The sequence below is a fragment of the Pseudomonas sp. ACM7 genome (genome assembly GCF_004136015.1).
GTDB classification, from domain to species: Bacteria; Pseudomonadota; Gammaproteobacteria; order Pseudomonadales; family Pseudomonadaceae; genus Aquipseudomonas; species Aquipseudomonas frigoris.
Window position 1 is genome coordinate 5,709,254 of sequence record NZ_CP024866.1, and the last position, 17,015, is coordinate 5,726,268.

Consider the following 17,015-nt stretch of genomic DNA (forward strand, 5'->3'; position numbering starts at 1 on the left):
CTCATCGAGTTTTCCAGTAGAAAGTTCCTACAGAAGTGTCCTGCTTTACAGGAAGGGTGTTTCAATCCTTAGTTGTTTAATGAACTGTTTCCACTGAAGGCCGTTTCGTTTGATCGACTTACCCGCTACCGACTCAACTCCCTCAAAGACCAATCCGTTGACCCTGTATCTGGCGCGTCTGGCACCCTCCAGCCAACTGACCATGCGTTATGTTTTGCAGGACGCCGCTGACCGGTTGGGCTTCGAAGACATGAACGTCGAGGAGATTCCCTGGCACAACCTGCAACCCGAAGATGTCATTGCACTGGTGGCCACCTTGCGCACCGACGGCTACGCGCCGAACACCTCTTCGCTGTACGTCAACGCGGTGCGCGGGGTGATGAACGAGGCGTGGCGCATGAGCCTGATCAGTCAGGAACACTTGCTGAAAATGCGTTCGGTGAAGGGGATTGCCGGCACGCGATTGTCTCAGGGGCGAAACCTCAGGCGCACGCTGATCCAGGAATTGATGGCGGTCTGCGCCGCCGATCCTCGGCCACAGGGGTTGAGGGATGCAGCGATCATCGGGATTTTGTATGGCTCGGGCATGCGCAAATCGGAATCGGTGAACCTGGACCTGAACCAGGTCGATTTCACCGAGCGCAGCCTTCGTGTGACCGCCAAGGGCAATAAGCAATTGATCAAGTACGCTCCGGCCTGGGCGTTCGCCAAACTCAATGACTGGCTGGAACTGCGGCGCTCGCTACTGAAGGAGGGTGAAGTGGACGATTCGTTCCTGTTCAATCGCATCCGCCGCGGCAGTCACATCACCCGCGAGCGCATCACCAAACATGCGATCTATTACATCGCCAGACAGCGGGGCGCGCAGGTCGGGGTGAAAATCATGCCGCATGATTTTCGACGTTCGTTCATTACCCGAGTGATTGAGGAGTACGACTTGTCGATCGCCCAGAAACTCGCCCACCACAGCAACATCCAGACCACGGCCAACTACGATGTGCGCGATGACAACGAACGGCGTCGGGCCGTGGACCGGTTCGATCTTTGATGGACGGGGTTCAAGATTCGCTCAGTACGTGGGCATGGCCGATCGTCGAGACGTGAACCGCACTGCCGGCGGGTGGCGCATACAGGCCCGAACTGCGCACCATCAATGATCGACCAGGCTGTTGCCCGGAAGCCAAAGCCTCCAATTCCACCGTCAATGTGCAGGTATTGCCGCTGAAATCCCTCTCAGTCACAACGGCACGACACCCGGCGGCCTCGGTTGGGCTGGGCTGGATGCTGACGAGTTGCAGTTGCTCGGGACGCAGCATGATCTGCGCCGATTTGTTGTTCCGGTGGTTGTTCACCGGTATGCGACCGAGATCGCAATGGGCCCAGCCGGCTTCGATTCTGGCGGGCATGACCACGGCATCCCCCAGAAACAGCGCGGTTTGTTCATCCTCGGGGTAGCGGTAAAGGTCCAGCGGATGGCCTGACTGCACCAGCCGACCATCGCGCATCACCGCCAGCTGATCGGCAAACGACAAGGCTTCACTCTGGTCATGGGTGACCAGAATGGTGGTCACGCCGGCGTCGGTCAGTAGCCGTGCGACCATTTTGCGCATGGCGCCTCGAAGGCCGGTGTCGAGGGCCGAAAACGGCTCGTCCAGCAACATCAAGCGTGGCTGTTGCGCCAGCGCCCGCGCCAGCGCCACGCGTTGTTGCTGGCCACCGGACAGTTCATGGGGCCAACGGTTGGCCATGTTCGCATCCAGCGCCACGCTGTCCATCAGCTCTGCGACTCGCTCATGTTTTGCACCGCCCTTGATCGAAAGCCCGAAACCGATGTTCGCGGCCACAGTCATGTGCGGGAACAGGGCGCCGTCCTGCGGAACATAACCAATCAAACGCTGATGCGCCGGGACTTCGTGGGTGTCGTCGACGAGCGTTTGGCCATTGAGTGATAGTCGGCCTGCGTCCGGGAATTCGAAGCCGGCGATCATCCGCAACAACGTGGTTTTTCCTGAGCCGGACGGGCCGACGATGACCGTTCGGCTGCCCGTTGGCACCGACAGGTTGATGCTCTCCAGCGCTTGATGGGAGCCGTAGGACTTGGAAATGGAATGGAGTTCAAGAGCGTTCATCGGCCAGCCGTTCGTTTTGATTGGTGATAAAGAAGTCCGGTCAGGGGAAGCGACAGCAAAATCATCAGCAAGGCATAGGGCGCAGCCGCGGCGTAATCGATTTCGCTGGTCATGGCCCAGAATCCGGTGGCCAGGGTGCGTGTGCCGTTGGGGGCGAGCAGCAGGGTGGCGGTCAACTCATTGGTGATCGCCAGAAACACCAGCGCGGCGCCAGCGGCAGCGCCGGGCGCGGCCAGGCGCAGGGTGATCAGCCACAATGCCCGGGCGGGGGAGCGGCCGAGGCTGCGGGCCATGTTTTCCAGCTCCACCGGTGCCTGTGCGATACCTGCGCGCAAACTCACCAGGGCGCGGGGCAAAAACATCAGCAGGTACGCCAGCAGCACCGTGATAGTCGTCTGGTAAATCGGCCGGGCGAAATGGATGGTGGCGGTCACCAATGCCAGGGCCACGACGATCCCCGGCAACGAACTGGTGATGTAGTTGCAGCTTTCCAGCACACGTTGCAACCGGCCCGGAGAGCGAATCGACAGCCAGGCAATCGGGATGGCGGCGCAGGTGGTCAGGACGGCGCCCGCAACGCCGAGCAGCAGCGTCTGTTCCAGCGCCGGCAGAAGCTCGTCCATCTGCCAGACCTGCGTACCGCCGGCGATCAGCCAGTTACCTAAAGTCACCAGTGGCACGCCCAGCGCCAGCGCGCAGGTCGCGACCTGCACAGTCAGCGCGAGGAGGGTGGTTCCAGATTTCAGGCGCACCACCCGCTGTTCGCGAGCGCTTCCCGACCCGACGCGGGCGTAACGCGCCGTGCCGCGAGCGGCCGATTCTGCAGTCAGCATCACCAGGCAACACAGGGCGAGAACGCTGGCCAGCATGTTGGCGGCGGGGCCGTTGAAGGTGGATTTGAACTGATCGAAGATGGCCGTGGTGAAGGTGTCGAAGCGGATCATCGCGTACAGGCCATATTCGGCCAGCAGGTGCAGGCCCACCAGCAAAGCGCCGCCGCAGATAGCCAGGCGCAATTGCGGCAGCACCACGCGGAAAAATATCGCCCAGGGTTTTAGCCCCAGCGATTCGGCAACGTCTTCGATGGCCGGATCGAGCCTGCGCAGGGTCGCAGCAATCGGCAGGTACAGGAACGGGAAGTAGGCGATGACCGAGACCAGAACCCCGGCAAACAGCCCATGAATCGGCGGGACCAGACTCACCCACGCATAGCTGTGCACGAAGGCCGGCACCGCCAACGGCGCGGTCGCCAGCAAAGACCACCAGCGCCGCCCCGGCAGGTTGGTGCGTTCTGTCAGCCAGGCCAGAGACAGGCCTAACGTGACGCACAACGGAATCGTGATCACCACCAGTAAAACGGTGTTGATCAACAGTTCAGCGACCCGCGGCCGGAATACCAGCGGCACAAGGGTCGCCCAGCCTGTCTGAAACGATACGCCGATGACGAAGGCAATCGGCAGCAGCGACAGCAGCGACACCAGCACCGACAAACTGATCACCCGCGCGCCACCACGCCCCGCGAAGAGGCCGCGGGATCGTCGTCGCAAATTCGCGGGTATCGCCTCGGCGACACCCGCTGGTAAGGTTTCAGGCATCAATTAGAGCAGTCCCGCCTGAGTCATCAACTCCACGGCTTTTTTACTGTCGAGTTTTGAAGCATCGACTGTCGGCGCGTCAAGTTGCTGCAAAGGCACCAGTTTTGGGTTGGATTCAGCGTTTTTGCCCACCGCGTATTCAAACGATTTGCCGGTTTTGAGGATGGTTTGGCCATCTTTACCCGTAATCCACTTGAGGAACGCCTGGGCTTGTTCCTTGTGTTTGCTGGACGCCAGAACGCCGCCACCGGAGACGCTGACAAACGCGCCCGGATCCTTGTGCTTGAAGTAGTGCAGGGCGGTGTTCTTGCTGTTTTCGCCGGTCTTGGCCTGGTCGCCGAAGCTGTAATAGTGGTAGATCACGCCGCTGTCGACCTGCCCGGCGTTGACCGCTTTCAGTACCGCACTATTGCCGCGATAGATCGTGGCATTGGCCTTCAACCCTTTGAGCCATTCCAGCGTGGCGGCTTCACCCTTGAGTTCCAGCACGGCGGCGGCGATGGCCTGGAAGTCGGCACCGGCCGGTGAAACGCCCCAGCGACCTTTCCAGCTCGGGCCAGCGAGGTCCATCAGCGACTTGGGCAGTTCGGCTTCGGGCAGTTTGCTCGGGTTATAGACAAACACCGTGGAGCGCGCGGCGATCCCCACCCATTTGCCATGGGCCGGGCGGTAAGCATTGCCGACCTGTTCCAGGGTGGCCGGCGCAACCGGCGCAAAAAGCCCCGCATTGTCGACCAGCACCATGGCCGGGGAGTTTTCGGTCAGGAACACGTCGGCCGGGGAGGCAGCGCCTTCCTGTACGATCTGATTGCCCATCTCGGTGTCGTCGCCATTGCGCACGGTGACCTTGATGCCGGTTTCCTTGGTAAAACCCTCGATCCAGGATTTGGTCAGGCTTTCGTGCTGGGCGTTGTAGACCACGATGCCATCGGCATCCGCGGCATACACGTGACCGGCGCTCAGCAGAGCGGTGGCCAGCAGTGCTGTTTTCAGGAAAGAGGGTAAATGGGCATTCATTCTTCGGGCAGCTCCTGATCTTTTTTAGAAGTCATGCACGCAAACTCGCTGGTAGAACGATGCGAATCATCGGCATGTTTTGAGTTGCAGCGAATGTAGAGAACAAAATGAGAAAAAAACGTTAAAGAAACCGTTAATACATGTCATTTTCATTCAGATTAGCAGCACCTCAGCCCATTGCGCGGTGGATCGGGTATCAAACGATGTCGTCGATCAGGATGTGGCGTTGGCCACGGCTGCATTGCTCGACCCTTGCCTCAACCTCGTAGACATCGCGAAGCATCTTCACCGTAATCACTTGATCGCTGGGCCCGCTGCCCTGGCTGGTGCCATTGGCGATCACTAATACCTGATCGGCAAAGCGTAGCGCCTGATTCAGGTCATGGATCGCGATGAACACAATGACTTCGTGTCTGCGCGCCAGTGCGCGCATGAAGTTCAGCACTTGCACCTGGCGATGCATGTCCAGCGCGCTGGTCGGTTCGTCCATCAGCAGAATTTCCGGCTCGCGCACCAGGGTTTGGGCAATCGACACCAGTTGTTGCTGGCCGCCGCTCAGTTCCCCAAGGTTGCGGAAGGATAGTTCAGTGATCCCCAGGGCGCGAGAGTACCGGCTTATGCCGCATGATGGCGATGGTTACACAAGTGCCCGCCAGCGGCGTACTTTGAATCGACAGGTGCCCACCCAGTCTTTCGATAATCCGTTGGCAGTGGGCAAACCCAAGTCCGAACGACGTCGATTGCGAGCGTGCGGTGTCGGCACGAAAGAACACTTGCCCCAACTGCCGGACCTCGTCGGCAGACATGCCTGCACCGTTATCGGTGATGCAAATGGTAAAGCTGCTGTCCGGCTGTTCTTCCAGCGTGACGTCAATGGCACCACCGATGGAGGTGTACTTGATGGCATTGTCGAGCAAGTTGCCGAAGACCACCTCCCATTGCTCCGGACGTCTTGAGTTCATGGGAGGAGTTGACGATAAACAGCCGTTGGCGCTCCAACACCTCCTGGACTGCGGTTTCCATTTGCGCATAGCTGTCGAACAGCAGTTTTTCTTCCGCCGAATGCGGCTCGAACACCACTCGACGGGTGAACTCCGGCGGCTTCAATGTGCGCAGTTGTCGGGCGAAGCTACGCAGGTTTCGAGTGGAGTACGACACCACGAAAAAGCTGCCGAGCGTGGTCAGCAGCAGTATTCCCGATGCGGCAAGCGCCACCACGCGTTTGAAGGCGGCGACCGCATCAAGTACCGGTTGTGCGTTGGTAGCCACCAGCAGTTTGGCCTTCATCGGCCCCTCGGGGCTATTGCGTTCAAGGTCGCCCACCTGCGCAATCCATTTTTCGTAACCGACGTCGAACAGGAACGTTTCTTCGCCGCCCGCCCGAACCTGATTCATCGCGCGGCGAAGTGCTTCGCGCATGGGTGGAGTCGGGCCTTGAGAGTCTTGCAGCAGCGGGCTGTCGCAATTGCGCTTGGGCAAGCCAGATCCGGCAGCCTGTGCAGAGGCGTTGAAAACCCTGCTGGCGAAGCTGGAAACCAAGCAGAGCAGTGCCGCCCCCTCAGGGGTGGCCGCGACCGCGGGGTCCATGGGCGATTTGTCTTACCTGAAGGTCATTCTGTCCGACACTCAACAGCTGCTCGCCAGCGGCGACATGAAAGGTGCCCGTGCACGGATTACCGACCTGGAGAGTGCCTGGGATCAGGCCGAGGAAAAACTGCGTCCGATCGACCCTGAAGGCTGGACCTCGATCGACAAGTCATTGGACCGGGCGTTGAAGCAGGTCAGGACGGGGTCGCCGGATCTGGCTGCGTGTACCGAGGCGCTGATCACGTTGTCGACGAAAATCGACAGTAAAAATACGCACTGACGGAACATTGAACGCGATTGAATAGAGAGGCCCGTCAGTTAAGCAATTTCAGCCGCGACACTCTTTGCAGCTGCAGATCGCGTTACGGCTTAACTGACTGGCATTGCCCCTCGGGCCTCTTTTTTTTTGAGCGCCGTCCTTGTCAGGGTTGGCGCTGCGGGAAAATCAGAATCTCCAGATTGCCGCGCTGATAACGCTTGCCATCGATGGGCAACAACTCGACTTCTTGCACTTCCTGGACACTGTTGACCCGCATCACCACGCCGACCGCGCCTTTTTTGCGGGCCTCGGTCATCCATTGCCCAATACTTTTCATCGTGACTATTCTTGAGGCCATGGAGGGATCATCGAGACCGTACTTCAACTCGCCGATGGTGTTGTAAAGAGCGATCTGCGGCTGCTTCAGGCGCCAGGACAACGCCGCCGCCGCACCCAAATCGTTACTGAGCAGCGAGGTGGTCTGACTCAAGGCATCCAGATGCTCGGCAATGAACTGATCGGGCATCTTGCTATCGACGATCTGGCCGGGCATCGCCGCCGGCAGCAATGCGACCAGCAGCCAGATGCCCAGCGCTGGCATGGCCCAGAACATCAATGGACGCAAGACTTGCAACGCGTTAGCGATGATCCAGCCAATCAGCACGAAAAACACCAGCGACAGGCTGAACATTTCAGTGTTTTCGTAGATCTCTTTGGTGGTCTGCAGATAGAGCAGGACGATCAGGGCTATGGTAGCAATGACGACATTGAGCATTCCGTTGATACGAATCGCTCGGCCGCGCGCGTTGTTCAGCGACTCGGTCAGAGCATGGCCCATCAGCAACGCCAGGGGTAACAGGCACGGCATGATATAGGTCGGCAGCTTGCCGCTGCTCAGGCTGAAGAACCCCAGTGGCAACAGCAGCCAGAGCAACAGGAAACCGATCGCTGGCTGGCGTTTTTGCTGCCAGGCCTGGACGAATGTCGTGGGCAATAACGCAGCCCATGGCAGGCTCGAGGCAACCAGCAGCGGCAGGTAGAACCACCATGGACGAGCGTGTTGAGCATTATCGGCAGCAAAACGGCGAATGTGTTCGTTCCAGAAAAAAAACCGCCAGAAATCCGGTTCCTGATGGTGGATTGCTAGCGCCCACGGCAGGCAAACCACCACTGCGACAAGCACCGCCAACGGCCCGTAGCGCAACAGCTCACCCATGCGTCGTTGCCAGAGCATCCAGGGCAGGGCGATCAACACAGGGAGTAGCCACGCCAGAAAGCCCTTGGTCATGAAACCCATCCCACAGGCAACGCCCAACAGCGCCCAGGCGCCGAGGCGACGACTCAAAGAACGGCTATCAATGGCGAACCACAGTGAGACCAGACTCAGGTTGGCCCAGAACGTGAATTGCGGATCGAGGTTGGCATATCCAGCCTGACCGGCGATCAGCCCGAAACTCATGTACAGCATTGCGCAGGCAACGCTTTTGCGCCGCTCGCCCCATAAGCGGCTGGCCATCAGGTAAGTCAGCCAGACACTCAGTCCTGTGCTCAGTGCCGAGACGATACGTACCCCAAACAGGTTGTCGCCAAAGATGGCCTGCGCGATGGCGATCATCCAGTACCCGGCGATCGGCTTCTCGAAGTAGCGAATGCCCATGAAATGCGGGGAGGTCCAGTTCCCGCTCAGCAGCATTTCCTGGCTGATCTGGCCATAACGGGTTTCGTCTGGCGTCCACATTCCATGGGACATCAGGGGCAAGAGATAAAACACCAAAAACGCCAGCAGCAACGCAGGTAGGGCCCAGCGTTCGGTGAGGGTGGAGGTCTGGACAGCGGGGCGCAGTAAATCGTCAGCAGCGTAGGACCGCAAGTTATCAGGTGTCATGATTCGACCTTGGCGCAGCAGAGGTTGCTCGGAGGGGGACATGCGCAGTGCATTTCAGCATGCGCGGAACTTAATCTATGTCGCAAATCAATAGTGATCCGAACTGCAAGTATCTGTTAGTTGCGGCGGGCGCTGAGAGCTTTTAGGGAGGGGCCGCTCATCAAGGCTGCAAACTTATTGCTTGTTCCACGGGTCTTTAAACAAGGAGTGCCAATCACCGGCATTAAGTATGCCGAGTACTTGCAGCTGGCCATTGGCATCAATGCGGACAAATAACGAACTACCATACTCACTCGAAACCGCGTGTTTAAAACCGGTCTGGGTTTCGAAATCGCTGATGCAACCGCTGTGCGTCACCAGCACCAGATTGTGCTGGGCACGTTTGTGCGCCACCACATCATTACGCAGGGTTTTGCCACAGCTGGCCAACCATTCCTGGGTCATTGCGTCTTTGCCAAACATGGAATGCGAGGTTTGTGCCGTACGGGTGACCGGGCTGCTCAAGACATCGGTCTGGTCCATACCCAGACGCTGGAACCCTTGACCCACGGCCACGGCGGCATCGCTGCCGACTCGGGTAATGCCGTCGGCCGGGCCCAGGCAAGGATTGGCGGAGCGGTCGCAGCGCTCGGTATGGCGAACCAGTACGATGATCTCGCCCGCTTGCCACTGATTGATCAAGCGCGTGGTAGCGTCGGATCCGGTCGTGCCCAGATTTACCGGCGATCTTGGCCACAAGACAAAACCCGTCACTAACGCTACAGCGATGAGTGCCACCGCCGACAACGTCAGCCTGGTCAGCCGCGGGCTCAAGACTCGCCTGGGTAACTGCTTGCGCAATGAAGATTTAATCACGTTTTATTTATCCGTCAGTACGCAATAGCGAATAACTTACAATACGCCCATGCCGAATAACATATCAGTCAGGCCAGAGCGCGGATTCAAAATTGAGGTGGTATAAGAGAGGCTAGATATCGACAGGTGTGGGGCAAGTGAAATGGATGTGAAAAATTTGCACGGCCTATGGGCAGCTCCTAGATAGTTTATGTTTGCGAACTCTTATCTTTTACACCTTGCTAGTGGAAACAAAGAATGGATTTCAAACAGAGCCTGACGAAAAGGATCGTCATCGTATTCGCCCTGATGAGCGCGTTGGTGGCGGGCGTATTTGCGGTGGGCATCGTCGCAACAGTGCACCTGGTTGACCGAAAGCTCACGACGACGCGATTGGCAGGAGGGATGCACCGTCTGCTGTCGATGGACAATCCCGGTCAGTGGACCCATCAACCGGAAAAAGACGAGCTGTTTTTTACCCAGGGCGGGAAGGGCCTCATGGCGCTTGATTCGCAGCTGGAATCGCTACGTCTTGGATTTCAGGAAATCCTGTATCACGGCGCCGATTTCTACGCGATGGTCGAGGTCGTGGATGGACGCAAGTATGTGTTGCTGCGCGATCAGCAAAGCCTCGAACAGCGCGAGCGGATGTTGTTTGCTGTCGTCATGGTCAGTTTCGTTTTGAGCATTCTGTTGGCGATTTTGCTCGGCCGGTTATTGGCCCGGCGTGTGATGGCTCCGGTGATTCGCCTGGCGCGCCAGGTGCGTCATCGCGATCAACTATTGGACCTCGCGTCGCCGCTTCGTCCCGACTATGCGGCTGATGAGGTGGGAGAGCTGGCGCAGTCCTTTGACCAGACCCTGGGACGTCTGCGCGCAGCACTGGGCCGGGAAAAACTCTTCACCAGTGATGTCAGTCACGAATTGCGTACACCGCTGATGGTACTGGGCAGCTCCTGTGAGCTTTTGCTGAGCAATCCCTCGCTGGACCCTCGTTCCGTGGCTCAGGTCAGCCGAATCGCCCGGGCCACCGACGAAATGCGTCAATTGGTCGAAACGTTTTTGATGCTGGCTCGCGCTCGAGAGGATTCCGCTTCGGAGGCGAATGCCACCCTCAAAGAAGTCGCCGATGCGCTGGTGGATATCTGGGGTCGACTGATCCGGGAGAAGGGCATCGAATTCATTTACGACATCGAGCACGTTTCGTCGGATCGTCATAACCTGACGTTCCTGCAATCGGTCATGGGCAATTTGTTGCGAAATGCCTGGCACTACACGGATCAAGGCCACATCCGACTGACCCTGCGTGAACACGGCTTCATTATCGAAGACAGCGGCATAGGCATCCCGGAAGAAGAACGCGATGCGATATTTCAGCCGTTCGTGCGCGGTGACGAGAGTCGAGGTGAAGGGTTGGGGTTGGGCCTTTCACTGGTACAACGGATCTGCAGCAATCAGAACTGGCGAGTACAACTCAGTAGCCGCCAGCCCAACGGTTGTTGTTTCACCGTTGAGCTGGACCGCGAGTAAACTTTTTACTGGGCCGATGGACAACCTCTCGGTGTTCCGGCGGTGGCCTGACTGATCAACGCGGCCAAGCGTTTGACGTTGCTCTGCTGAGCCGCTACCAGTTCATCGATGGACGGCCCTGAAGGTGTTTGCAACGTACTGCGACAAGTGACGAGCGCGTTATCGCTTTCGCCAAGATTGCGCAGACGCCATTTGACGTCAATCAACCCGTATTGGCCGGGGATCGAGTCAAACCGTTGCACGTCCAGCCGCACCGATACCTTGCGCTGGGGATTGCTGTTGACCAGTTGGTCCGCCAGGGCAGTGCGCAATTCATCCGAAAGGCTCGCGCCCCACCATTGTGTTTCGAGGATGGCCAGGCCGCTGTTGCCCTGACGAATGACGATCTGCGGGCGGTCGACCTGAGGAGGGACGCTGAGGCTCTCGATCTGGATATCCGCAGCGCTGGTCCTTGAATTGCCGCTCGGTTGGGCCGGGGTCAGGGTGTGGAATTGAATCGGATCACTGCGGCAAGCGGCGAGTAGCAACAATGCAGTGACCAAGCTGATCTTCAGCGGATAAACCATAAGTGATGCTCCTGTGGTCATTTTCGCGGCGGCCCCTGCAGGTCCATCGGCGCAGCATTGTCGGGACGACCGCGAATCAGCGATTCCGGATGCCGGCCCAGGTAATCCGAGAGTTCACGCAAGGAGCGCGACATGCGCCCGAGTTCGTCCAGGGTCTGACCTAATTGTTCGCGTTGCGGCGAGTCTTCGGCCAAGGTCGAACTGGCCGATTGCAGGGTCTTGCTGACGTCCGCCAGCGTGGTCTGCACGCCGGGCAGGGTCTTGGCGTTGAACTGTGTGAGGCCTTTACGCAGTTCGACGAGGTTGCTGTCCAGGTTGCCGGCAATGCGCTCGATCGGCAGTTGGTTGATCTTGTTGACCATGCCCTCCAGTTTTTCCTGCAATTGTTCGAGGCTGCCAGGAACGGTTGGGATAGAGACTGGACGGGCGGTCGGATCGAACACGACTTTCTCCGCTTTGGGGTAGAAGTCGAGCGCAATGTAGAGCTGACCGGTCAACAGATTGCCGCTCCGGGCCTGGGCACGCAGACCGTTGTCGATGAAGCTGCCGATCAGGCGTACGCCAGCGGCTTCGTCGTTGGGGTCATGCTTCAAGACCTCGAGCATTTTGATGTGGGCCTGGCCGAGTCGTTGCGGGTAGATCACGATGCCGACATTGACCGGAAAACTGCGTTTTTTCGCGTCGAAATCCAGATTGACCGCCACGACTCTGCCGAACTCAATGCCAAGGAACTCCACCGGTGCACCGACCTTGAGCCCGCGCAAGGCCTGATCGAAACGCAAACTCAAGAATTGCCCCTTGCCACTGGGCGGAGCGAGGGCGGTTAGCTGATCTTCGAACAGGTCGAAGGCTTTGTCCTCGGTGGCCGGTTGATCATTGGGGCTGTATTCCGGAGCGCGGAAGGCGATGCCGCCCACCAGGATCGATGACAGCGACTCGGTTTTCACCGAAAAGCCGTTGGCGCCGACGTTCAGGTCGATCCCGCTGGCGTTCCAGAATCGGGTGTTTTCAGTAACGTAGGCATCATTGGGCGCGTGGATGAACACTTCGATGTTGACCCCTTTACCGTCGGCGTCCAGAGCATAGGCCACCACTTGACCCACCGGAATCTTGCGGTAGTAAACCGGAGAGCCGATGTCCAGCGAGCCGAGGTCTTCGGTGTGCAGGGTGAAGCGCTTGCCCGGCTCGCCATAGGTGATCGGCGGCGGGTTTTCCAGGCCGGTAAAGTTTTTGGCGCGGGCGTTGGCCTGGCCGATGTCGGCGCCAATGTAATCACCGGACAGCAGGGTATCGATACCCGATACCCCGCCGGCGCCAATACGCGGACGCACAACCCAGAATTGCGAGTCTTCGCGGGTGAAACTTTCCGCCTGTTTGGACAGTTTGATGGTGGCGTTGACGCTCTTCTGATCGTTGCTCAGTTCCACGTCCGAGACATGGCCGATCACCACGTTGCGGTATTTGACTTCGGTTTTGTTGGCGGTCAGGCCACTGCCGGTCTTGAACGTGACGGTGATGGTCGGACCTTCCTGCAACATGGTGTGTACAACCAGGGAAATCCCCACCAGCACCGCGACGATCGGTACGATCCACACCAGCGAAACGCTGAAGCGGCGGGTCTTGACAGGGGCCTGCCCGGGGGCTTGCGGCCCATCAGTGGTTTGCGACTTCATCCATGACCTCCTCGTTTGGGTGATTCCGCTCTTCTTTATCCCAGATCAGGCGTGGGTCGAAACTCATGGCCGACAGCATGGTGAACACCACCACCAGGCCAAAAAACAGAATGCCCGGGCGCGGTTCGATATCGGCCAGGGCTTGAAACTTCACCAGTGAGGCCACCAGGGCGACCACGATCACATCGAGCATCGACCAGTAACCGATGAGCTCGACGAAACGGTACAGCGTTGACCGCTGCTTACTCGCCCATTGGCTGTCGCGCTGAACGGTCACCAGTAACAGCGTCAGGGCGACGAACTTGATGCCCGGCACCGCGATGCTGGCGATGAAAATAATCAGGGCAATGTCCCAGGCGCCGTGCTGCCAGAACTCCAGTACACCGCTCATGATCGTGCTATCGGCGCCGTTGCCGACCATCTTTGTGTTCATCACTGGCAGCAGATTAGCCGGGACGTAAAACGCCAGGGCAGTGAACATGTAGGCCCAGGTCCGGGCCAGTGAGTTGGTTTTGCGCCGATGCAGCGGCGCGCTGCACCGTGTGCATTCGTGAGGTTCATCGGTCATGTCACAGGCCAGGCCGCAGCTATGACACAGGCACAGGTTGAGTTCACTCGCCACCGGCGGCCTGTTCATAAGATGTCCCATAGATCACGGATGTCGCGCCCGGCAATGCGGATCATCATCAGACTGAGTATGGCCAGGGCAAACAGGCCGATGCCGGGCAGCACATCCAGCAATCCGGCGAGTTTGATGACCGCGACCATCGCCCCCAGCAGACAGACCTCCAGCATGCTCCAGGGCCTTAGGGTTTCCAGCCAGCGCATGCAGAACCTGAAACCGGGCGAGCGACGGGAGGCGAGGGCAAAGCTCAGTACCCAGATAAGCAGCAACAGCTGGAAAATCGGCGCGATGATCATCGAGATCGCCGCGACCATGGCGATGAAAGTGATCGGCCCCAGACTCAGGGCAAGCACCGAATCCCAGAGTGTTGCGCTGTTTTTAAGGCCTTTGAGGCTGATGCTCATGACGGGATAGAAGTTGGCGAAAATCCACAGCATCAACGCGGTGAAGGTCAACGCCAGACGTTGTTCCACCGTCAGGCCGTTATAGCGCTGAAGCACGCCGCCGCAGCGTGTACACAGGGTTTTCTGATGTTTGGCGAGCGTGACTTTTTCGTACACGCAGTCGCAGTGCTCGCAGATGATCAGTGGGTCAGTCGTAGCCATAGGCTGCACTCGCCAGGACGCAGGGAAGTCAGAGCACCTCCTCAATATAGAAGCGCCGGGCGATTGAGCAAATTAAAAGGCTGTTCAATGGGATGCGGACGGACGGTGATCTCCTGGAGCTGCCGAAGGCTGCGATCTTTTGACCTTGATCTTGAAGATCAAAAGATCGCAGCCTTCGGCAGCTCCAGGGGAATGGCGTTTGATCTAAAGTGGGGGGCGGTCAGCCGAGCAGTTCGCGCAAGCGATACCAGAACATGCCGAGGGCCAGCAGCGGAGAGCGCAGCATCGGCCCACCGGGAAAGGTCATGTGCGGCACCGCGCTGAACACGTCAAAGCCCCGACTGTGTCCGACGTGGATCGCTTCGCCCAATAGCTTTGCGCACCAGTGGGTCACGTTCAGGCCATGACCGGAGTAACCCTGGGCGTAAAACACGTTCGGGTGCTGGCTCAAGCGCCCGACCTGTGGGAAGCGATTGGCGGAAATGCCAATCTTGCCGCCCCATTGATAGTCGATGCGCACGTTGGCCAGTTGCGGGAAGACCTTGAGCATGTGCGGGCGCATGTAAGCTTCGATGTCCGCCGGATCACGCCCGGAATAATGGCAGGCGCCGCCGAACAGCAAGCGTCGGTCCGCCGAGAGCCGGTAGTAATCCAGGCCGACTTTCTGGTCGCAGAGCGCCAGGTTTTGTGGGATCAATTGCGCCGCAACGTCGGGCGCCAATGGTTCGGTGGCGATGATGTAGCTGCCCGCCGGAAGGACCTTGCCGCTAAGCTTCGGTTCGAGCTCTTCCAGGTGAGCGTTGCACGCCAGCACCAGACTGCCGGCGCGCACCGTGCCGCCGGCACAGCGAACCTGCACGGTGCTGCCATGGATCAACTCCAGCACCGGGCTCTGCTCGAAAATCTGCACCCCTAAGGATTGCGCCAATAGCGCTTCACCAAGGACCAGATTGAGCGGGTGCAAGTGACCCGAGCCCATATCGACGAGACCACCGGCATACACGCCGGAGTTCACCACCTGCTGACGGATCTGCTCAGGCCCGACGAGTCGGGTTTCGTGGGCGTAACCCAATTCGGCAAGGCCTTGCTGCTCAGCCTTGAACGCCGCGAACTGCGCTTTAGTATTGGCCAGTTCACAGAACCCCCAGCGCAGGTCGCAATCAATCCCGTGTTCACGAATGCGGTTGCCCACGAGCGCTACCGACTCGACGCCCGCACGCTCAAGGTAGCGCACGCCTTCTTCACCGACATGACGGGCAAAACCGCTGACGTCATGGCCGATGCCGCGGATCAACTGCCCGCCGTTACGCCCGCTGGCGCCCCAGCCTATCCGCCGGCCCTCCAACAGAATGACCGAGAGCCCGCGCTGCGCCAGTTCGATCGCCGTGTTAACGCCGGTAAAGCCGCCGCCGATCACACAGACATCGGCTTCAAGGTCCGCGGCCAGTGTAGGGTAGGGCGCCATTCCATTGGCCGACGCCGCGTAATAGGAGCGAGCATGTTCGTTGCTGTACTGGTTCATTGGTTGGACTTCACTTTGCTCCAGGAACGGGTCATCAAACGCATGATTGCCTGGGGCGGGGTGGTCGAAATGTAGAGCTTGTCGAGGACTGCCTGAGGCGGATAAACCTCAGGATTGTTGACCAGTTCAGGGTCCATATCTTGCTTGGACGCCGGGTTCGGGTTGGCGTAACCGACTGACGCACTGACCTTGGCAATCACTTGCGGATCGAGCAGGTAATTGATGAAAGCATGCGCTTCTTTCTGGTTGCTGGCGTCTGCGGGAACCGCCAACAGGTCGAACCACAAGTTACTGCCTTCCTTGGGGATCGCGTAGGCGATGTTCACGCCGTTCTTGGCTTCCTTGGCCCGGTTCGCGGCCTGGAACACGTCACCCGAGTAACCGAACGCCACGCAGATGTCGCCGTTGGCCAAATCTGAAACGTACTTCGAGGAGTGGAAGTAGGTGACGTATGGGCGGATGCTCAACAGCTTGGCTTCAGCCTTTTTGTAATCCTCAGGATTTTCGCTGCGCGGGTCCATGCCCATGTAATTGAGGACCGCCGGGAACACTTCATCGGCCGAATCCATCATCGACACGCCGCACTGACTGAGTTTCTTCAGGTTCTCAGGTTCGAAAAACACGGCCCAGGAATCGATACGATCAATGCCCAGCACTTGCTTGACCTTGTCGACGTTGTAGCCAATGCCGTTGGTGCCCCACAGGTACGGGACCGAGTGTTCGTTGCCCGGATCGTTTTTCTCCAGCAGCGCCAACAGTTTCGGGTCGAGGTTCTTGAAGTTGGGCAGCTGCGAACGATCGAGCTTCAGGAACGCGCCGGCTTTCACTTGGCGAGCGAGGAAGTGGTTGGACGGTACCACCACGTCATACCCGGTGCGGCCAGCGAGCAATTTGCCCTCCAGGGTTTCGTTGGAATCGAACACGTCGTAGATCACCTTGATCCCGCTTTTCGCCTGGAAGTCGGCGAGGGTGGTCTCGCCGATGTAGTCGGTCCAGTTGTAGACGCTGACCGTTGGTTGAGCCTGCGCAACAGCGCTGAACAATAACGCCAAAGCGACTGGAGCCACGGATTTCAATAGACGCATATCGACACCTCTTTGAGTTATTGGATTTTTCAGGTGATTGTTTGGTGTTCTCTATCCCTGTGGGAGCGGGCTTGCCCGCGAAGAGGCCGGCACATTCAACATC

16 protein-coding genes and 1 pseudogene are annotated in these 17,015 nt (G+C 58.7%); 3 read left to right on the forward strand and 14 right to left on the reverse strand.

Going from position 1 to position 17,015, the window contains the following annotated elements:
- The first annotated feature begins 109 nt into the window (after nt 1–109).
- Complete coding sequence (gene xerC / locus CUN63_RS27180) at nt 110–1,048, forward strand: tyrosine recombinase XerC (RefSeq protein WP_371928194.1); 939 nt, start codon at nt 110–112, stop codon at nt 1,046–1,048.
- Nucleotides 1,049–1,058: 10 nt separating this feature from the next.
- Here xerC and CUN63_RS27185 read toward each other — a convergent pair whose 3' ends face one another.
- The 6 genes and pseudogenes from CUN63_RS27185 to CUN63_RS31870 all read right to left on the reverse strand — a co-directional run bounded on the left by CUN63_RS27185 (nt 1,059) and on the right by CUN63_RS31870 (nt 6,160).
- A complete protein-coding gene (locus CUN63_RS27185) occupies nt 1,059–2,129 on the reverse strand; it encodes an ABC transporter ATP-binding protein (protein WP_129443975.1) in 1,071 nt (356 codons plus the stop codon).
- Nucleotides 2,126–3,724 carry an iron ABC transporter permease gene (locus CUN63_RS27190; protein ID WP_129443977.1) on the reverse strand — a complete coding sequence of 533 codons (1,599 nt, stop codon included), beginning with the start codon at nt 3,722–3,724 and terminating at the stop codon, nt 2,126–2,128. Before CUN63_RS27190 ends, CUN63_RS27185 begins: the two co-directional genes overlap by 4 nt.
- 3 nt (nt 3,725–3,727) lie before the next feature.
- Nucleotides 3,728–4,741, reverse strand: coding sequence for an iron ABC transporter substrate-binding protein (locus CUN63_RS27195; protein ID WP_129443979.1), 1,014 nt, complete (start codon nt 4,739–4,741; stop codon nt 3,728–3,730).
- A 196-nt stretch (nt 4,742–4,937) separates the two neighbouring features.
- A pseudogene (locus CUN63_RS27200) lies at nt 4,938–5,342 on the reverse strand (ABC transporter ATP-binding protein); the annotation flags it as partial.
- Nucleotides 5,326–5,703 (reverse strand): sensor histidine kinase KdpD, encoded by a 378-nt coding sequence (locus CUN63_RS31865; protein WP_256657602.1) that lies wholly within the window; start codon nt 5,701–5,703, stop codon nt 5,326–5,328. The pseudogene CUN63_RS27200 and the gene CUN63_RS31865, both read right to left, overlap by 17 nt.
- Nucleotides 5,612–6,160: a hypothetical protein gene (locus CUN63_RS31870; RefSeq protein ID WP_178082680.1), complete on the reverse strand. Its 549-nt coding sequence runs from the start codon at nt 6,158–6,160 to the stop codon at nt 5,612–5,614. Before CUN63_RS31870 ends, CUN63_RS31865 begins: the two co-directional genes overlap by 92 nt.
- A gap of 52 nt (nt 6,161–6,212) precedes the next feature.
- Here CUN63_RS31870 and CUN63_RS27210 point away from each other — a divergent pair, with 52 nt between their 5' ends.
- Nucleotides 6,213–6,608 carry a histidine kinase gene (locus tag CUN63_RS27210; protein WP_178082681.1) on the forward strand — a complete coding sequence of 132 codons (396 nt, stop codon included), beginning with the start codon at nt 6,213–6,215 and terminating at the stop codon, nt 6,606–6,608.
- Nucleotides 6,609–6,750: 142 nt separating this feature from the next.
- On the opposite strand, the gene arnT is transcribed toward CUN63_RS27210, so the two are convergent.
- Entirely contained in the window at nt 6,751–8,472 is a 1,722-nt protein-coding gene (arnT, locus tag CUN63_RS27215) for a lipid IV(A) 4-amino-4-deoxy-L-arabinosyltransferase (RefSeq protein WP_129443981.1), read from the reverse strand.
- Between the two features lie 174 nt (nt 8,473–8,646).
- On the reverse strand, nt 8,647–9,327 hold the full coding sequence (locus tag CUN63_RS27220; RefSeq protein ID WP_129443983.1) for a histidine phosphatase family protein: 681 nt from the start codon (nt 9,325–9,327) through the stop codon (nt 8,647–8,649).
- Between the two features lie 237 nt (nt 9,328–9,564).
- On the opposite strand from CUN63_RS27220, the gene CUN63_RS27225 reads away from it, so the two are divergent.
- Entirely contained in the window at nt 9,565–10,836 is a 1,272-nt protein-coding gene (locus tag CUN63_RS27225) for a HAMP domain-containing sensor histidine kinase (RefSeq protein WP_129443985.1), read from the forward strand.
- A gap of 5 nt (nt 10,837–10,841) precedes the next feature.
- Here the strand turns inward: CUN63_RS27225 and CUN63_RS27230 are convergent, their stop codons facing one another.
- The 6 genes from CUN63_RS27230 to CUN63_RS27255 form a co-directional block, all read right to left on the reverse strand.
- Nucleotides 10,842–11,402 (reverse strand): membrane integrity-associated transporter subunit PqiC, encoded by a 561-nt coding sequence (locus CUN63_RS27230; RefSeq protein ID WP_129443987.1) that lies wholly within the window; start codon nt 11,400–11,402, stop codon nt 10,842–10,844.
- 17 nt (nt 11,403–11,419) lie between these two features.
- Nucleotides 11,420–13,075: an intermembrane transport protein PqiB gene (locus tag CUN63_RS27235; RefSeq protein WP_129443989.1), complete on the reverse strand. Its 1,656-nt coding sequence runs from the start codon at nt 13,073–13,075 to the stop codon at nt 11,420–11,422.
- Entirely contained in the window at nt 13,056–13,712 is a 657-nt protein-coding gene (locus tag CUN63_RS27240) for a paraquat-inducible protein A (RefSeq protein WP_129443991.1), read from the reverse strand. Before CUN63_RS27240 ends, CUN63_RS27235 begins: the two co-directional genes overlap by 20 nt.
- Nucleotides 13,709–14,305: a paraquat-inducible protein A gene (locus CUN63_RS27245; protein WP_129443993.1), complete on the reverse strand. Its 597-nt coding sequence runs from the start codon at nt 14,303–14,305 to the stop codon at nt 13,709–13,711. The genes CUN63_RS27240 and CUN63_RS27245 overlap by 4 nt, the downstream gene beginning before the upstream one ends.
- A 220-nt stretch (nt 14,306–14,525) precedes the next feature.
- Nucleotides 14,526–15,827, reverse strand: a complete 1,302-nt coding sequence (locus CUN63_RS27250; protein WP_129443995.1) for an FAD-binding oxidoreductase — start codon at nt 15,825–15,827, stop codon at nt 14,526–14,528.
- A complete protein-coding gene (locus tag CUN63_RS27255; protein WP_129443997.1) occupies nt 15,824–16,912 on the reverse strand; it encodes a polyamine ABC transporter substrate-binding protein in 1,089 nt (362 codons plus the stop codon). Before CUN63_RS27255 ends, CUN63_RS27250 begins: the two co-directional genes overlap by 4 nt.
- Between the last annotated feature and the right edge of the window lie 103 nt (nt 16,913–17,015).